Annotated in this window: 12 protein-coding genes and 1 riboswitch; of the genes, 10 read left to right on the plus strand and 2 right to left on the minus strand. The window is 72.6% G+C overall.

Features of this window, described 5'->3' with window-relative positions:
• Nucleotides 1-116: 116 nt before the first annotated feature.
• A complete protein-coding gene (locus ACQPW6_RS00720) occupies nt 117-1,061 on the minus strand; it encodes a DUF3048 domain-containing protein (protein WP_433887515.1) in 945 nt (314 codons plus the stop codon).
• Nucleotides 1,062-1,317: 256 nt separating this feature from the next.
• Between ACQPW6_RS00720 and ACQPW6_RS00725 the strand changes: the two genes are divergently transcribed.
• From ACQPW6_RS00725 to ACQPW6_RS00745, 5 genes are all read left to right on the plus strand, one after another.
• Nucleotides 1,318-2,226 (plus strand): UTP--glucose-1-phosphate uridylyltransferase, encoded by a 909-nt coding sequence (locus ACQPW6_RS00725; protein ID WP_433887516.1) that lies wholly within the window; start codon nt 1,318-1,320, stop codon nt 2,224-2,226.
• A gap of 449 nt (nt 2,227-2,675) precedes the next feature.
• Nucleotides 2,676-4,031 (plus strand): dicarboxylate/amino acid:cation symporter, encoded by a 1,356-nt coding sequence (locus ACQPW6_RS00730; RefSeq protein WP_433887517.1) that lies wholly within the window; start codon nt 2,676-2,678, stop codon nt 4,029-4,031.
• A gap of 157 nt (nt 4,032-4,188) precedes the next feature.
• Complete coding sequence (locus tag ACQPW6_RS00735) at nt 4,189-5,130, plus strand: GlxA family transcriptional regulator (RefSeq protein ID WP_433887518.1); 942 nt, start codon at nt 4,189-4,191, stop codon at nt 5,128-5,130.
• Nucleotides 5,131-5,312: 182 nt separating this feature from the next.
• Complete coding sequence (gene gap / locus ACQPW6_RS00740) at nt 5,313-6,311, plus strand: type I glyceraldehyde-3-phosphate dehydrogenase (protein WP_433887519.1); 999 nt, start codon at nt 5,313-5,315, stop codon at nt 6,309-6,311.
• Nucleotides 6,312-6,475: 164 nt separating this feature from the next.
• Entirely contained in the window at nt 6,476-7,339 is an 864-nt protein-coding gene (locus ACQPW6_RS00745; RefSeq protein ID WP_433887520.1) for a hypothetical protein, read from the plus strand.
• A gap of 39 nt (nt 7,340-7,378) precedes the next feature.
• Here ACQPW6_RS00745 and ACQPW6_RS00750 read toward each other — a convergent pair whose 3' ends face one another.
• Complete coding sequence (locus tag ACQPW6_RS00750) at nt 7,379-8,578, minus strand: cytochrome P450 family protein (protein WP_433887521.1); 1,200 nt, start codon at nt 8,576-8,578, stop codon at nt 7,379-7,381.
• A 168-nt stretch (nt 8,579-8,746) separates the two neighbouring features.
• A riboswitch (SAM riboswitch) is annotated at nt 8,747-8,859 on the plus strand.
• Nucleotides 8,860-8,914: 55 nt separating this feature from the next.
• On the opposite strand from ACQPW6_RS00750, the gene ACQPW6_RS00755 reads away from it, so the two are divergent.
• From ACQPW6_RS00755 to ACQPW6_RS00775, 5 genes are all read left to right on the plus strand, one after another.
• Nucleotides 8,915-9,019, plus strand: coding sequence for a putative leader peptide (locus ACQPW6_RS00755; protein ID WP_433894381.1), 105 nt, complete (start codon nt 8,915-8,917; stop codon nt 9,017-9,019).
• A 141-nt stretch (nt 9,020-9,160) separates the two neighbouring features.
• The gene (locus ACQPW6_RS00760; protein WP_433887522.1) at nt 9,161-10,807 is read left to right on the plus strand and encodes an ABC transporter substrate-binding protein; all 1,647 of its coding nucleotides are present in this window, start codon (nt 9,161-9,163) and stop codon (nt 10,805-10,807) included.
• Nucleotides 10,804-11,883: an ABC transporter permease gene (locus tag ACQPW6_RS00765; protein WP_433887523.1), complete on the plus strand. Its 1,080-nt coding sequence runs from the start codon at nt 10,804-10,806 to the stop codon at nt 11,881-11,883. The genes ACQPW6_RS00760 and ACQPW6_RS00765 overlap by 4 nt, the downstream gene beginning before the upstream one ends.
• Before the next feature lies 1 nt (nt 11,884).
• Nucleotides 11,885-12,913, plus strand: a complete 1,029-nt coding sequence (locus ACQPW6_RS00770; protein WP_433887524.1) for an ABC transporter permease — start codon at nt 11,885-11,887, stop codon at nt 12,911-12,913.
• A complete protein-coding gene (locus tag ACQPW6_RS00775; protein WP_433887525.1) occupies nt 12,906-14,633 on the plus strand; it encodes a dipeptide ABC transporter ATP-binding protein in 1,728 nt (575 codons plus the stop codon). Before ACQPW6_RS00770 ends, ACQPW6_RS00775 begins: the two co-directional genes overlap by 8 nt.
• Nucleotides 14,634-14,643: the final 10 nt, after the last annotated feature.

Below are 14,643 nucleotides of genomic sequence, written 5' to 3' on the forward strand. Positions count from 1 at the left end.
CGGTCCGCGCCTGACCGATCCGCTCCCGGCGGATCCACGTCCGAGCAGGTCCCCGACGGCCGGACACCGCGTCACCGCCCGGCCGTCGGGGGATCCCGCCTCGCGCCCAGCGCGCGTCACGGCTCCAGGATGACCCAGGTCCGGCCCGGGTGCAGGGTCGCCGGGCCGCCGCCGGCCAGGGTGAACGCGGTGCCGGCGGACTCCGTCGGGCGGTTCCAGTGCGCGGCGTACGCCTTGCCGTCGCGCAGCACCGTGGCCGTTCCCGAGCCGACGGTCTGCGAGAACGGCACGTAGCCGGTACGGCTGTGGAACCGCGACTCCTTGACCTTGACGTGCTGGATGATCACGTTGTCGGCCGTCCAGGGCGACCGGGTGCCGTCCATCGCGACCTGGTACTGCGTGCCGTTCCAGGTGAAGGCGAAGCGGGCGGAGGGCATGGCGGCCGTGGCGGTGCTGCCCGCGGTGCCGCCGGCCGGCGGCTCGGCGGCGAAGCGCAGCCCGATGTCCTTGGCGATGCCGGCCCGGTCTGCCAGGCCCTTGGTGTGCAGGTACTCGTTGTGCGGCGCGGGCCGGCCCTGCTTGCGGAAGAACGCGCCGGTGCCGGTCACGGCGGTGATGTTCGTACTCGACTTGAGCACCGGCAGCAGGTGGCTCTGGGCGCCGGAGAAGGCCAGGGCGGGCTTGTCGTACTGGCCGAGCAGCTGCAGGTCCGTCTCGCGGGCGCTGCGGACCGGCCCGACGGTGGCCGGCAGGTGGCTGCTGTCGAAGACGGCCATGATCCGGGACAGTCCGCCCTCGACCTCGATGCCGTAGACGAGGTCCGCGTCGTTCAGGCCGGTGGCGGGGCGGGCGGCGCCCACGTTGTCGATCTTCACCGCGAGGACCCGGCCGGCCGCTCCCGGCTTGCCGGTGAGCACGGACGGTGATCCCGGTGCCGGGGTGGTGGCCGAGGGGCTGGTGGGCCCGGTCGAGTGGCCGTCCGAGACCGTGCAGGCGGTGACCAGGGCCAGCGCAGCCGCTATGCCGGCTATCCCGGATACCGCACCGGACCGTGCTCTCATGGTGACCACATCCTTGTAACGAGGATATCGCCCGACTTCTGCCCTCATTCGGTCGGATCAGGTCATGTCAGGTCGAAATCGGCCATCGACCGGGGCGGGATCGCGGCTCGCGGAGCCGGAAAACGCCGCTCGCGGGGCCGGAGGAGAGAGCCGGCCGGCCGCTCCGGCGGCGGTCGGCGGCGGGCCCTGGCGCGTTGATAGCGTCGGGGGTGCCGTGCCGGCTGGTGTGGCGTGTCGTTCGACCGAGAGAGAACTGATGCCCCCGACGATCCGCAGGGCCGTGATCCCCGCCGCCGGACTCGGCTCCCGTCTGCTGCCGCTGACCAAGGCCACCCCGAAGGAGATGCTGCCGGTCGGCGACAAGCCGGTGATCGAGCACACCGTGCGCGAGCTGGTCGCCTCCGGCATCACGGACATCACCATCGTCGTCAGCAGCGGGAAGTCCCTGATCCAGGACCACTTCCGGCCCAACCCGGCGCTGGTGGACCAGCTGCGGGCCGACGGGAAGACCGCGTTCGCCGACGCCGTGGAGGAGGTCGGCGAGCTGTCCCGGCAGGGCCACATCACCTACCTCGACCAGCACGGCCCGTACGGCAACGGCACGCCGGTACTCAACGCGGCCCGCAACTTCGGCGACGAGCCGATGCTCGTCCTGTGGCCGGACGACGTGTTCGTGGCCGAGGTCCCGCGCGCCCAGCAGCTGATCCGCGCCTACGAGGCGACCAGTTCGCCGGTACTGGCCCTGATGCCGGTGGCGCCCGCCGACACCCGGCGCTACGGCGTGCCGGTGGTCAAGGAGGACCTCGACGACGGGCTGCTGCGGATCACCGGCCTGGTCGAGAAGCCCGAGCCGGCCGACGCCCCGTCGGCCTTCGCCGCGATCGGCGGCTACGTCATCACCCCCGGCATCATCGACGAGCTGCGCGAGCAGACCACCCGCTGGTACGAGCACCGCACCGGCGAGATCTACCTGACCGGGGCGATCAACGCCTACGCCGCCACCCGCGCGGTGTACGGCCAGGTCATCCAGGGCCGCTGGTACGACACCGGCAACCCGGCGGACTACCTCGTCGCGCAGTTCGCCTCGGCGCTCGCGCACCCCGAGTACGGGCCGGTGCTGCGCCGGCTGGCCCACGACCTGGACGGCACCGCCGCCACCGGCTGACACCCGCGGGCCGGGCCCGTAACCCCCGCAGCATGATCCAGCTCACACCTCCTGCCGCCCACACGCCAACTGCCGTGGGCGGCAGTGGTGTTGGCGAATCCGACCGGCCCGGCTGCCGGGGCGGCCCCAAGGACGGCTTTGAGTATCCCCAAGCAGCCGTGTTAACTGTCCCCCGTGAAGAGATCCGTGCATCGCGAAATTGACATGAGCACCCCGCTCGTGTCGCGTCGGCACGTCGATCTCTGCCGCTGCATGTCCGCGGTCTGTCGCCACACGGTCTGAGTCACCGTCCCCCGGCGCCACACCCGCCCAGCGGCCTTTTCCGCGCTCCCCACCTCCCGGCCTCCTCCGCGAGCCGGTACCCGGTGCTCCGAGCGCCCGCCCGCTCCGCGCGTGTGTGGTGGCCGTCCCCGTCCCCCGCCCCTCCACGCCACGTCAGGAGTGCGTTCGTGTCCGCGAACACCGCCGCCGGCAGCACCGGTCCGGCAGGACCCCGCAGCCGTTCCCTACCGAAGGTCCCCTTCTGGGCGCAGATCGTCGCCGGTCTCGTCCTCGGTGCGCTGCTCGGCTGGCTCGCCCGCAGCCAGGACATCAGCTGGCTCACCACCACGCTCGACAAGATCGGCAGCCTCTTCGTCCAGCTGCTGAAGCTGGCCGTCGGACCGCTGGTCTTCTTCGCGATCATGGTGTCGATCACCAACCTCCGCAAGGTCAACAACGCGGCCAGGCTGGCCGCCAGGACGCTGCTCTGGTTCATGATCATGTCGCTGATCGCGGTGGCCATCGGCATAGCGATCGGGCTGCTGACCAACCCCGGCTCCGGCACCGACCTCACCCCGCAGGACGGCAAGCTGCCGCAGCACTCCGGCTCCTGGATCGACTTCCTGACCGGCATCATCCCGACGGACGTCATCACCCCGTTCAGCGAACTCAACGTTTTGCAGATCGTGTTCATGGCCGTGGTCGCCGGTATCGCCGTCCTGAAGACCGGCGAGAAGGCCAAGCCGATCCTCAACCTCAGCGAGCTGGTACTCGAGTTGCTGCAGACCGCCCTGTGGTGGGTCATCAGGCTCGCGCCGCTGGGCACCGTCGGGCTGATCGGCTACGCCATCTCCGACTACGGCTGGGACCTGATCGGCAAGTACGCCACCTTCACCGCGGACGTGTACGTGGGCTGCGCGCTGGTGCTGTTCGGTGTCTACCCGCTGCTGCTCGCGACCGTCGCCAAGGTCAACCCGCTGCAGTTCTTCAAGGGCGCCTGGCCCGCGATCCAGCTGGCGTTCGTGTCCCGCTCCTCGGTCGGCACGCTGCCGGTGACGCAGAAGTCGGCCGAGCGGCTCGGCGTCCCCAAGACGTACACCTCCTTCGCGGTGCCCTTCGGCTCGACCACCAAGATGGACGGCTGCGCGTCGATCTACCCGGCGATCGCCTCGATCTTCGTGGCCCAGATCTTCGACGTGCACCTCGGCGTGCAGGACTACGTGCTGATCGCGTTCGTCTCGGTGATCGGCTCGGCGGCGACCGCCGGCCTCACCGGTGCGACGATCATGCTCACCCTGACGCTGTCCACGCTCGGCCTGCCGCTCGAAGGCGTCGGCCTGCTGCTGGCCATCGACCCGATCCTGGACATGATGCGGACCGCCACCAACGTGGCGGGCCAGATCGTCGCCCCGATCCTGGTCGCCGCGCAGGAGGGCATCCTCGACCGCGAGGCGTTCGACTCCGCGACCGCGTCCCCGATCGACGACCAGGACCGCGAGCGGGAGCAGGAGCGGCAGCAGGAGCAGGAGCTGGCCGCGGTCTGACCCGGCGCTCCCTCCGCCGGACAGCACAGACGGGCCTCCCCTGCGGCAAAGGGGGAGGTCCGTCGGCCGTGCGGCACCTCCGACGAACCGATGGCAGGATGCTTGCGGTAGCCGTCGTCAGCGCCAAAAGGCGTCCGGCAGGCCGGGAGGTGGAGCGATGGAGCGGCATCGGGTCGTCGTGCTGGTGCTCGAAGGGGCCAAGCCGCTGGACGTCGGGATTCCGGCGCAGGTGTTCGCCAGCCGGGCGAGCATGCCGTACGAGGTGCGGGTGTGCGGGGCCGGGCCGGGGCTGGTGACCGGAGGGGACGGGCTGTCGTACCACGTGGCCGAGGGGCTGGAGGCGCTGGAGCACGCGGACACCGTCTTCATTCCCGGCTACCGGGAGCCGGCCACCACCAGGCCGCCGGCCGCGGTCGTCGGCGCGCTGACCGAGGCCCACCGGCGCGGGACGCGGCTCGCGGCCATCTCCACCGGGGCCTTCGCGCTGGCCGCCACCGGGCTGCTCGACGGCAAGCGGGCCACCACCCACTGGCACTACACCAAGGCGCTGGCCACCCGGCACCCCGCGGTGACCGTGGACGAGAACGTGCTCTTCGTGGACGCCGGCGAGGTGCTCACCTCCGCCGGCGCGGCCTCCGGCATCGACCTGTGCCTGCACCTGGTGCGGCGCGACCACGGCGTCGGGCTCTCGCACCACGTGGCCCGGCGGCTGGTGGCCGCGCCCTACCGCAGCGGCGGGCAGGCCCAGTACGTCCCCCGCAGCGTTCCCGAACCGCTCGGCGACCTGTTCGCCGGCACCCGCGAATGGGCGCTGCGGCACCTGGCGGAGCCGCTGACCCTCCAGTCGCTGGCCCGCAACGCCCGGGTCTCGGCGCGGACGTTCTCCCGGCGGTTCGTGGAGGACACCGGCTACACCCCGATGCAGTGGGTGCTGCGGGCCCGGGTGGACCTGGCCCGCGAACTGCTCGAACGCAGCGACCTGGGCGTGGAGCAGATCGCCGTCCGCACGGGCCTGGGCACCGGCGCGAACCTGCGGCTGCACTTCCACCGCATCCTCGGCACCTCCCCGACCGAGTACCGCCACACCTTCTCGGCCTGAGGCCGGACCAGCACCGGAGCCGGGGTCGCGACCTGCGCCGTACCCGCGTCGGGGCATGCGCCGGCTCCCGCAGAAGGTACGCGGAACGGGGATGGCGGGATCCTTGCGCATCATGTCGGCCAGGCCAGTGCCGCACCGGCGCGCCGATGCCGACCATGGAGGCGAGACGAAAGGAATCCCCCATGACCCGCATCGCCATCAACGGATTCGGCCGGATCGGCCGCACCACCCTGCGCGCCCTGCTGGAGCGCCACAGCGACCTCGAGGTGGTCGCCGTCAACGACCTCACCGCCCCCGAGACCCTCGCGCACCTGCTCGCCTTCGACAGCACCCTGGGGCGGCTGGGCCGCCCGGTCGAGGTCGACGGCACCGACCTCGTCGTGGACGGCCACCGGATCAAGGTGCTCGCCGAGCGCGAGCCCGCCAACCTGCCGTGGGCCGAGCTCGACGTGGAGATCGTGCTCGAGTCCACCGGCCGCTTCACCTCCGCCGAGGCCGCCCGCGCGCACATCACGGCCGGCGCCAAGCGCGTCCTGGTCAGCGCACCGTCCGACGGCGCCGACGTCACCCTCGCCTACGGGGTGAACTCCGACACCTACGACCCGGCCGCGCACGTGATCGTCTCCAACGCCTCGTGCACCACGAACGCGCTGGCCCCGCTGGCCTCCGTGCTGGACGACCTGGCCGGCATCGAGCACGGCTTCATGACCACCGTGCACGCCTACACCCAGGAGCAGAACCTCCAGGACGGCCCGCACCGCGACCTGCGCCGGGCCCGTGCCGCCGGCGTGAACATCGTCCCCACCACCACCGGTGCCGCCAAGGCCATCGGCAAGGTGCTGCCCAACCTGGACGGCAAGCTCTCCGGCGACTCCATCCGGGTGCCGGTCCCGGTGGGCTCGATCGTGGAGCTGAACACCACCGTCAGCCGCGAGGTCAGCCGCGACGAGGTGCTCGCGGCCTACCGCGCCGCCGCCGACGGCCCGCTCAAGGGCATCCTCGAATACGCCGACCAGCCGCTGGTCTCCAGCGACATCACCGGCCAGGCCGCCTCCGCCGTCTTCGACTCCGCCCTCACCCGCGCCGACGGCAGGCACATCAAGGTGGTCGCCTGGTACGACAACGAGTGGGGCTTCTCCAACCGCGTCATCGACACCCTCGAACTGCTGGCCGGCAGCTGACCGGGCAGGGCCGGCTCCGGGCAGCCGGCCCGGCGTACGCGCGGTACGCCGCCTGAGGTACGGGACGTCGTAGGTCCGCCCGGTCCTGGACGCCTTTCCCGTCTGACCGCAACCGCGCCCGCGACCCGGCCGTCCCCGCCGTTGACGGCAAGGGGGCGGCCGAAATGACGTTCGACAAAGGGCTGATCGCGGTGTGCGCGGCGGCGGCGGCGTTCGTGCTGTGGCGGCTCGGGCGGTACGTGGCCGACGGCGGCGGCCGCCGCTCGGTGCGCGTACCGGCCCGGGTGGTGCGGGTACGGGAACCGGCGAAGGAGGGCGCCTTCCGGGCGGCGGGGATCCCCGCCGAGATCGCCTTCGTCGCGCCGGACACCGGGCGGGAGACCGTGCTCGGCACGGGGGGACGGCGGGGCGGCCGGCTGGACGCGGCCTGGCTCGGCCGCAGGGTCGAGGTGCGCTACCCGCCGGGCCGGCCGGAGCAGTTCCGGGTGGTGACCGGGCCGCGCGCCCCGGACCGTGACCAAGTGGCGCTCGCCGTCGGCCTGTTCGTCCCCGTCGCCGCGCTGGTCGCCCGCTTCACCACCGAGGGCGGCTTCCATGCCGCGCTGGTCGGCTTCGGCGTGCTGTGGGCGGCGGGCAGTGCGACGGTGCTGGTGCTCACGGCGGCCGAACGGGCCCGCCGCCGGGCGCGGCTGGCCGCGCGGGACATCACCGCCGGGCAGGTCGTCGCCGTGCTGGCGTCCCGGTACGACACCGACGAGGCGCCGGGGCCCGGTGTCGTGTTCACCCCGGTCGTCACCTTCACCACCCGTGACGGCCATCTGGTCACCGCCGTCTGCCCGTTCGGCAGCTCGGGCCGCCGCGACTGGACCGGCCGCGAGGTCGGCGTGCGCTACGCCCGCTCCGACCCGTCCGTCATCAGCCTCGGCCTCCTCGGCGACCGGCTGCTGGCGGCCGGCGGTCTGCTGCTGCTCGTCTTCTTCCTCGCCTTCGGGGCCGCCCTGACCGCGGTCGGCCTGCTGCTGTCCTGACGGTGACGTGGGCCGCCGTCCCCGTCCTGCCGAGTCCGATCACCAGCGCACCGGCAGCCGCTCGGGACCGCGGATCAGCAGGCCGCCGCGCCGGCTGAGGGTGCCGGGATCGGCGTCGAGCGCCAGCCCGGGGAACCGTTCGAGCAGTCCGCGCAGCGCGATCCGGGCCTCCAGCCGGGCCAGCGGCGCGCCCAGGCAGTAGTGCAGGCCGTGGCCGAAGGCCAGGTGGCCGCGCGTGTCGCGGCGGATGTCGAACGCGTCGGGGCCGGGGAAGCGGGCCCCGTCCCGTCCGGCGTCGCCGATCGCGATCAGCACCAGCTGCCCGTCGCCGGGGATCACCGCGCCGCCGATCGGCACCGGCTCCGTGGTGAAGCGGAAGGTGGTGGTCTCCACCGGCCCGTCGTAGCGCAGGATCTCCTCCACCGCCCCGTCGAGCAGGCCGTCGGGGTCGGCGCGCAGCGCGGCCCACTGGTCGGGGTGGGTGAGCAGCGCCAGGACGCCGTTCGCGATCAGGTTGACGGTGGTCTCGTGCCCGGCGACCAGCAGCAGCCACGCCATCCCGAGCAGTTCCTCGCCGCTGAGCCGGTCGCCGTCCTCGTCGGCGGTGTGGATCAGCGCGCTCATCAGGTCGTCGCCGTGCATGGCCCGCTTGGCGGCGAGCAGGGCGCCGAGATAGCCGTTCAGCGCCTCCTCCGCCGCTCGGCGGGCATCGGGCTCGGCGCCTCCCAGGGAGGTGTTGGACCAGTGGCGGAACCGGTCGTGGTCGAGGAACGGGACGCCGAGGAGCTCGCAGATCACGGCGATCGGCAGCGGGAAGGCGAGGGCGTCCACGAGGTCGGCGCGGCGGGACGGTTCCGCCGCCATCGCGTCGAGCAAGCCGCCGGCGATCTCCCGCACCCGGGGCTCCATCGCCGCCACCCGCCGCGGGGTGAACTCCCGGGCCGCGAGCCGGCGCAGGCGGGTGTGCGACGGCGGATCGGAGCTCAGCATGGTGCGCCCGGCCGCCTTCTGCCGCAGCTCCAGCCGGGGCGCGGCCTTCGCCCACACCTTGGACAGCCTGGCGTCGGACAGCGCGGCGCGGCCCGCCTCGTACCCGACGACCAGCCACGCCTCGTGGCCCTCGGGCATCAGCACCCGGTGGACCGGTCCGCGAGCCCGCAGCTCGGCGTAGAGCGGGTAGGGGTCGCGGCGGAAGTCCTCGCCGAGTGCGGCGAGGTCGACGACGGCTTCGGTGGTCATACCGCGACCTTACGAAGCGCGCGGGCGGGAGGCCGCGCATCACCGCTTCCGGTCGGCGACATGGCGCGATAACGACCGGCGCGGGTCGCGGTGCGGGTGGGGGATGAACGGGTCGGTGGCCGAAGGTGGGCATTGCCCAAAGCCTTCCGAGCGGCTAGCGTGATTCACGGTTATGAGCGTCAGCATCAAGCCCTGGCTCGCTGACCGGCAACCCTCCGCCGCGGTGGGGTGCTCCAGGTGACGACCCGACAGGACGGACGGCCGTTCTGTAAGCGCGAGGCCCCAGGGCCGGATGAGTGCGAGGTGATCCACGTGCGAGTACGACACTCCGCCGGCGTGTGCCATCCGCACGGGTCCTTCGAGCTGCGCGCCACCCGGCGCCACGTCGATCTGCTCCGGGTGAGCAGCGCACTGTGTCCCGGGGCGCGCCCGGTCCGCTGAGGCCGGCCGCCCGCCCCCTCCGCACGCCCTTTCGCCAGGCACCTTCTCCTGGCGCACAGCTTCTCCAGGCACACAGCACAGCGCCACCGGCCTGACGGCCGGTCGGGTGCCCCTCTCCCCTGCCCGGAAACGAGAATCCTCATGCCCCGTCAGATCGGACCGATCCGGCACGGCCGCGGCGCGCTGTTAGCCGGCGCCGCCGCACTGCTGACCCTCACCGCCTGCACGAGCGCGAAGAACGACGACGGGCCCGGCGCCACCGGCTCCGCGGCGAAGGCCCTGACCATCGGCACCACCGACCAGGTGACCAGCCTTGACCCGGCCGGCTCCTGGGACGCCGGCTCCGGCACTGTCGAGGACGAGGTGTACGCCACCCTGCTCACCACCAGGAACGGCTCCTCGCAGGTGGTGCCCAACCTGGCCTCGGCGGTGAAGCTGACCGGCCCCAAGGAGTACACCGCCACCCTCAAGGCCGGGCTGACCTTCGCCAACGGGCACCAACTGACGTCTTCCGACGTGAAGTTCAGCTTCGACCGGCAGCTGCGGATCGCCGACAAGAACGGCCCCTCGTCGCTGCTCCACAACCTCGCCTCGGTGGCGGCGCCGAACCCCACCACGGTCGTCTTCACCCTCAGGTCCGCCGACGACACGCTCTTCCCGCAGGTGCTGTCCACCGCGGCCGGCTACATCGCCGACGAGCAGGTCTTCCCCGCCGACCGGATCCTCGACGACACCGCCGTCGTCGCCGCGAAGCCGTGGGAGGGCCCGTACGCGATCGGCAGCTACCAGAAGAACTCGCTGATCTCGTTCACCGCCAACAGCGGCTACCGGGGCCTGCTCGGCACCCCGAAGACCGCCCGGGTCCAGCTGAAGTACTACACCGACGCCGGCAACCTCAAGCTCGACGTGCAGCAGGGCACCATCGACGCGGTCTACCGCACGCTGACGGTCACCGACCTGCACGACCTGGCCGGCAAGCAGGGCATCACCGTGCACACCGGGTCGGGCAACGGCATCCGCTTCATCGTGTTCAACTTCAAGACGCAGCCCTACGGTTCGGCCACCCGGCAGGCCGACCCGGCCAAGGCGCTGGCCGTCCGGCAGGCCGTGGCCGACTCCGTGAACCGGGCCCAACTGGCCTCGCAGGTCTACAAGAACACCTTCCAGCCGCTGTACGGCTCGGTGCCGGACGGCATCACCGGCGCCTCCCCCGCGCTCAAGTCGCTCTACGGCGACAGGCAGGGCGGCCCCGACAAGGCCGCGGCGGCGCAGGTCCTGTCCGCGGCCGGGGTGAGCACTCCGGTCACCCTCGACCTCCAGTACAACTCCGACCACTACGGATCGTCGTCGGCCGACGAATACGCCCTGATCAAGACCCAGTTGGAGAGCACCGGACTGTTCAGGGTCAAGCTCCAGTCCACCGAGTGGGCGCAGTACGGCAAGGACCGGGTCGCCGACCTGTATCCGCTCTACCAGCTCGGCTGGTACGCCGACTACCTGGACGCCGACGACTACCTGGCCTCGTTCTACGCGCAGAACAGCTGGGTGAACAACGGCTACTCCGACCCCGCGGTGCGGAAGCTGATCGAGCAGGAGGAGACCCAGACCGACCCCGCAAAGCGCACCGCGCTGATCGCGCAGATCCAGGGCAAGGTCGCGGCGGCGCTGCCGCTGCTGCCGCTGCTCCAGGGCTCGACCGCGATCGTCACCCGCGAGGATGTCAGCGGGGTGCCGGACAAGCTGGACAGCTCGTACCAGTTCCGCTGGGCGGAGCTCGCGAAGCGATGACCGCCCTCACCCAGGAGGTACAGGGCGCCGCCGGCACGACCGGCGGCGCCACCGGGAACGGGCTGGCGCGCTATCTGGTGATCCGGTTCCTGCTCATCGTCCCCACGGTGCTGGTCCTGGTCAGCGTCGTCTTCTTCCTGATGCACGCCACCGGCGACCCGGTCACCACCGCCTTCGGCGACCGGCTCACCCCCGAGCAGTTGCACCAGAAACTGCACCAGGCCGGCTACGACCGTCCGCTGCTGACCCAGTACCTGGACTACCTGCGGTCGCTGGCGCACGGCGACTTCGGCCGGACCGCCACCGACAACCAGGCGGTGTCGTCGATGCTGCGCACGTACGGCGCGGCGACAGCCGAACTGGCCGTCTACGCGATGGCGTTCGCGCTGGCCGTCGGGGTGCCGCTCGGCATGGTCGCCGCCGCCTACCGGGACCGGGCGGCCGATGTGGCGCTGCGGCTCTTCGCCATCCTGAACTACGCGACGCCGGTCTTCTTCCTCGGCCTGCTGCTGAAGCTGGTCTTCTCCGTGTGGCTCAACTGGCTGCCGCCCTCCGGCCGTTCCAGCATCGACGTCCAGCTGGAACTGCAGGACCGGACGGGCAGCACCGGGATCTACCTGGTCGACGCGCTCCGCAGCGGCGACGGCTCCGCGGTGGCCGACGTGCTGCGGCACGCGGTGCTGCCCGGCGTCGCGCTGGGGCTGCTGGTGGCCGGGGTGCTGCTGCGGCTGGTCAGGACGAACCTGATCGGCACGCTGTCGGCCGACTACATCGAGGCCGCCCGTTCCCGGGGGGTGAGCCGTTTCCGGCTGGTCACCCGGCACGCCACCCGTCCGGCGCTGATCCCGGTGGTCACCGTGCTGGGCCTCCAGGTCGCGGGGCTGCTCGGCGGGGCGGTGCTGACCGAGACCACCTTCGAGTGGAAGGGCCTGGGATACGAGCTCGCGCACTACCTGACGGTGCGCGACTACGCGGCGGTGCAGGGCATCGTGGCGCTCTTCGCGGTCGTCGTCGCGCTGACCAACTTCCTCGTCGACGTCACGGCGGCGCTGATCGATCCCCGGGTGAGGTACTGAGGTGGCCGACGACGTCATGGACCGGCCGGCCCGCCCGCGGCGCCGGCGCCCGGCGGCCCGGATACCGCTGCCCGCCCGGCTGCGCGCCGCCGGCGGTGTGCAGCGCGCGATGCTGCTCACCGGGGCGGCGCTGACCGGGCTCTTCCTGCTCGCCGCGCTGTGCGCGCCGCTGCTCGCCCCGTACGGATACTCCCAACTGGCCACCGGTGACCGGCTGTTCGGCTCGCAGCAACATCCCGGCGGGGCGCATCCGCTGGGCACCACCATCGCCGGCTACGACGTCCTGTCGCGCACCTTGTGGGGCAGCAGGACGGCGCTGGAGATCATCGCCCTGGCGCTGCTGCTCTCGGTGTTCGCCGGGGTGCTGCTCGGCCTGGCCTCCGGCTACCTCGGCGGCTGGCTGGACCGGCTGCTGGTGGGAGTGGCGGACGCCATGTACGCGTTCCCGCCGCTGCTGCTCGCCATCATCATGTCGATCGTCATCAGCGGCGGGCAGTCCAGCCTGGTGGGCGGCCTCGGCGCGGCGGCCTGTTCGGTGGCGGTGGCCTTCGTACCGCAGTACTTCCGGGTGGTGCGCGCGGAGGTCACCCGGGTGAAGTCGGAGCCGTTCGTGGAGGCGGCCCGGGTGATCGGCACCGGCACCTGGCGGATCATGACCCGCCACGTGCTGCGCAACTCGGTCAGGACGCTGCCGCTGATCTTCACCATCAACGCGTCCGAGGCCATCCTCACGCTGGCCGGCCTCGGCTTCCTGGGGTTCGGCATCGAGCCGACCTCGGCGGCGGAGTGGGGTTACGACCTCAACAGGTCGGTCGCCGACGTCACTTCGGGCGTGTGGTGGACGGCGCTGCCGCCCGGCCTGGCGATCGTGCTCACCGTGCTGGGCACGACGCTGCTGGGCGAGGGCCTCACCGATCTGGCCGACCCGCGGCTGCGGGCCGGCGGCCGGACGGCGGTGGCGACGGACTCGGAGAAGAGCGCGGACGGCGGCCAGGACCGGGTGCAGGACGGAGCCGGCGCTGATGACTGACCTGCTGCGGATCGAGGATCTGCACGTCTCCTTCAGCTCCGGCGGTGCGAACGGTCCCGGCGGTGCCGGCGTGGTGTCCGCCGTCAGCGGGGTCGGCCTGTCGGTCGCGCCCGGCGAGGTGCTCGCCCTGGTCGGCGAGAGCGGCAGCGGCAAAACGGTGACGGCGAAGTCGGTACTCGGGCTGCTGCCGGCCACCGCGTCCACCCGCGGCCGGGTGCTGCTCGGCGACGGTTCGGCCGAGCCGGCCGAGGACGTGCTCACCGCCTCGCCGGCCCGGCTGCGCGCGATGCGCGGCACCCTGGCCGCGATGGTGTTCCAGGAGCCGTCCACCGCGCTGAACCCGGTCTTCACCATCGGCTGGCAGCTCACCGAGGGCCTGCGGGCACACGGGCGGCGCCGCGGCAGCCGGGCCGAGCGCCGGGCGGTGGCCGTGGACATGCTCGACCGGGTCGGCATCCCGGAGCCGCACCGCCGGGTGGACCACTACCCGCACCAGCTGTCCGGCGGGCAGAAGCAGCGGGCCGTCATCGCCATGGCGCTCGCGCTCGGCACCCGGCTGCTCGTCGCCGACGAACCGACCACCGCGCTCGACGTCACCGTCCAGGCGGAGATCCTGGAGCTGCTGCACCGCTGCCGTACCGACTTCGGCACGGCCGTCCTGCTGATCACCCACAACATGGGGGTGGTCGCCGACCTCGCCGACCGGGTCGCGGTGATGCGCGAGGGCCGCATCGTGGAGGACGCGCCCGTCGGAGAGCTCTTCGCGGCGCCCGCGCACGCGTACACCCGTGAACTGCTCGCCGCCGTGCCGGACTTCGGCAGTGCCGGACACGCTCGGGCAGTTCCCTTGCCGGACACCGGTGTTGAGCGCCCCGAGCCGGTGGTCAGGGCGCGGGGGCTGGTCGTGGAGTACCCGGGGCGGCTCGGCGCCGCCGCCTTCCGGGCGGTGGACGGCGTCGGCTTCGAGATCCGGCCGGGCGAGGTGCTCGGCCTGGTCGGTGAGAGCGGCTCGGGCAAGACCACGATCGGCCGTGCGGTGGCCGGACTGACCGCCATCACCGCCGGCGAACTCGACGTGCTCGGCGAGCGGTTGGCCACCCCCGGACGGCTGCGGCGGGTCCGGCGCGCCACGACCGGCAGCCGTGCCGGGCAGGTCGGCTTCGTCTTCCAGGACCCGGCGACCAGCTTCAACCCGCTGCTGACCATCGCCGATTCGGTCGGCGAACCGCTGACAGTGCACCGGCGCGACCTCGACGGCGCGGCGGTACGCGCCAGAGTCGACGCACTGCTGGAGTCCGTCCGGCTGCCGCGCGGCCACGGCGCCCGCTACCCGCACGAACTCAGCGGCGGCGAACGGCAGCGGGCCGGCCTGGCCCGCGCCCTGGCGCTGCGCCCGCGGCTGGTGATCGCCGACGAGCCCACGTCGGCGCTGGACGTGTCGGTGCAGGCGCAAGTGCTCGAACTCTTCACCGGGTTGCAGCGCGAGCTGGGCTTCGCGGCGCTGTTCATCAGCCATGACCTGGCCGTGATCGAGCAGGTCGCGGACCGGGTGGCGGTGCTGCACGGCGGCCGGATCGTCGAGTCGGGGGCCGCGTCCGACGTGCTGGGCGCGCCACGCGCCGACTACACCCGGCGGCTGATCGCCTCGCTGCCCGTACCCGACCCGCGGCGGCAGGGCCGCCGCCGGCAGCCGGCCGCTCCGGACCCGGGAGGCGGCTGACCGGCCCTCC

Origin of the sequence: Streptomyces sp. CA-111067 (assembly GCF_050956065.1) — a bacterium.
In the GTDB taxonomy this organism is placed as follows: Bacteria; Actinomycetota; Actinomycetes; order Streptomycetales; family Streptomycetaceae; genus Actinacidiphila.

Bases quoted from the DNA above. Each gene is read 5' to 3' on its own strand.
- ACQPW6_RS00760 (WP_433887522.1), top strand. From the start codon at position 9,161: ATGCCCCGTCAGATCGGACCGATCCGGCACGGCCGCGGCGCGCTGTTA.
- ACQPW6_RS00750 (WP_433887521.1), bottom strand. From the start codon at position 8,578: ATGACCACCGAAGCCGTCGTCGACCTCGCCGCACTCGGCGAGGACTTC.
- gap (WP_433887519.1), top strand. From the start codon at position 5,313: ATGACCCGCATCGCCATCAACGGATTCGGCCGGATCGGCCGCACCACC.
- ACQPW6_RS00725 (WP_433887516.1), top strand. From the start codon at position 1,318: ATGCCCCCGACGATCCGCAGGGCCGTGATCCCCGCCGCCGGACTCGGC.
- ACQPW6_RS00745 (WP_433887520.1), top strand. From the start codon at position 6,476: ATGACGTTCGACAAAGGGCTGATCGCGGTGTGCGCGGCGGCGGCGGCG.
- ACQPW6_RS00735 (WP_433887518.1), top strand. From the start codon at position 4,189: ATGGAGCGGCATCGGGTCGTCGTGCTGGTGCTCGAAGGGGCCAAGCCG.
- ACQPW6_RS00720 (WP_433887515.1), bottom strand. From the start codon at position 1,061: ATGAGAGCACGGTCCGGTGCGGTATCCGGGATAGCCGGCATAGCGGCT.
- ACQPW6_RS00765 (WP_433887523.1), top strand. From the start codon at position 10,804: ATGACCGCCCTCACCCAGGAGGTACAGGGCGCCGCCGGCACGACCGGC.
- ACQPW6_RS00775 (WP_433887525.1), top strand. From the start codon at position 12,906: ATGACTGACCTGCTGCGGATCGAGGATCTGCACGTCTCCTTCAGCTCC.